Source organism: Lutibacter sp. (genome assembly GCF_041596795.1).
Classification (GTDB): Bacteria; Bacteroidota; Bacteroidia; order Flavobacteriales; family Flavobacteriaceae; genus Lutibacter.
Genome location: NZ_JBFHHX010000267.1, coordinates 1 through 2023, shown reverse-complemented (window position 1 = coordinate 2023; position 2023 = coordinate 1). Strand labels below are relative to the sequence as shown.

The following is a 2023-nucleotide window of genomic DNA, read 5'->3' as shown; positions in this document are numbered from 1 at the left end:
TTCTCTCCAATCAAATTATTATATGCTTCTACAACAGCGTTATGTGTTATTGTTTTATGTTCAAAATAATCGATCAAATATTCTTTTTCTTCATCACTTGCGCCTAACTGTTTAATTATATTTGTTAAGTGCATTTTCATATGTCCTTTTTGAATTCCGGTGGTAGTTAAAGCTCGCAACGCTGCAAAATTTTGTGCCAATCCAGCAACCGCAATAATTTGCATTAATTCTTTTGCCGACGGATTATCTAACATTTTTAAGGATAATTTTGATAGTGGATGTAATTTTGTTAATCCGCCAACAGTTCCTAAAGCCAACGGAATTTCAATCCAAAATTTAAAAATTCCGTTTTCAATTGTTGCATTTGTTAAACTTTTATAACGTCCGCTTTTTGCTGCATAAGCGTGTGCGCCTGCTTCAATAGCTCTAAAATCGTTACCTGTTGCAATTACAACGGCATCAATTCCGTTCATAATTCCTTTATTGTGCGTAACCGCTCTATGTGGTTCAGCATTTGCAATTGCAACGGCTTGCACAAATTTCTGCGCAAACAATTCTGAATTTTCAGCATATAATTCTTCAACTTTACAACTTACTTCAGCGTGCACTAAACATTCAGGCACATAATTAGATAAAATACTCATAACCACCTGAATATCTTCTTTTTGAAATTCATGAGCAATGGCTTCTAAGCACGAATTTATAAAGTTTGCTCCCATACTATCAGCCGTTTCAAAAGTAACATGAAGTTGATAATAATTTTCTAACTCTGCAGTTTTATCGCGCAATTCAATATCCAAAATTCCACCGCCACGTTTTTTCATATTTTCGGTAATGGCTTCTGTAACTTTAAATAAATATTCTTTTTTTGAAGCAAAATAGGTTTGAAGTTCGTTTTTATCTCCTTCAAACATAAAATGAACCTGACCTATTTTAACAGTTGAAATTACTTTTGCCTTAAATCCTCCTCGTGTACTCCAAAATTTAGCAACTAAAGATGCTGCCGCAACAACCGAACTCTCTTCAATAGCCATAGGAATGGTATAATCTTTACCATTTATTACAAAATTAGGCGCAATTCCAAAGGGTAAATAAAAGTTGGAAATGGTATTTTCAATAAAATCATCATGTAAATCTTGTAAAACGGGATTGGAATTCCAATACTGCATTAAAATTTGTTTTACATGAATATCATTTTTAAAATAAGTTGAGACCAACCAATCAATTTTTTCTAATTTATTTAACTTAGAAAAGCCGCTAACGGTTTTAGACATTTTAGAGTGCATTTTATATTTTGACAAAGATAAATTATTAAATACTAAAAAAACAAAAACTGCTAATTGTGAATTTTTATGATTTATTTCAGGTCCGCTTTGCAAAAATTTTCTTAAACTTGACACTTATTAAAGACCCAAAAGTTTAATGAAAAACATATTTATCCTTTTTATAGCGATAACTTCCTTAGCTACAGCACAAAAAAAAGATATTACCATTGATGAAATTTGGAACGGCACCTTTAGAACAGAACGAATGAATTCGTTAAACTCTATGAATGGTGATTTTTACTCGTTACAAAATTTTGATAGAGCAACAAGAACAACCTCTGTTGATAAATTTAGTTACCAAACTTTAGAGAAAGTTGAAACCATTGTTGACAGTAAAAACTTAAAAGAAATTAAGTATTTTGAAAGCTATTCTTTTAATAACAACGAAACAAAATTAATTTTAGGCGTAGATTCAGAGCCTATTTATCGTCATTCAAGTTTAGGCATATTTTATGTTTATGATATTGCTACAAAAACATTGCAGTTAATTGATAGTGATAAAATTCAAGAACCAACTTTTTCTCCAGACAGTAAAAAAGTTGCCTATGCAAAAAACAACAACTTGTTTATTAAAAATTTAGAAACAAATGAAGTTACCCAAATAACTTCTGATGGTTTAAAAAACAGTATAATTAACGGTATTTGCGATTGGGTTTATGAAGAAGAATTTGCTTTTGTAAAAGCATTTGAATGGAGCA

At 30.7% G+C, this 2023-nt stretch carries 2 protein-coding genes; one reads left to right on the top strand and one right to left on the bottom strand.

Going from position 1 to position 2023, the window contains the following annotated elements; genetic code table 11:
- Positions 1–1274, bottom strand: a 1274-nt coding sequence (locus ABY298_RS16180; RefSeq protein ID WP_372747073.1) for a hydroxymethylglutaryl-CoA reductase, degradative, incomplete at its 3' end; no start/stop codon positions are given.
- A gap of 148 nt (positions 1275–1422) precedes the next feature.
- Here ABY298_RS16180 and ABY298_RS16175 point away from each other — a divergent pair.
- Positions 1423–2023: DPP IV N-terminal domain-containing protein (locus tag ABY298_RS16175; RefSeq protein ID WP_372747072.1), on the top strand; the 601-nt coding region annotated here is incomplete at its 3' end.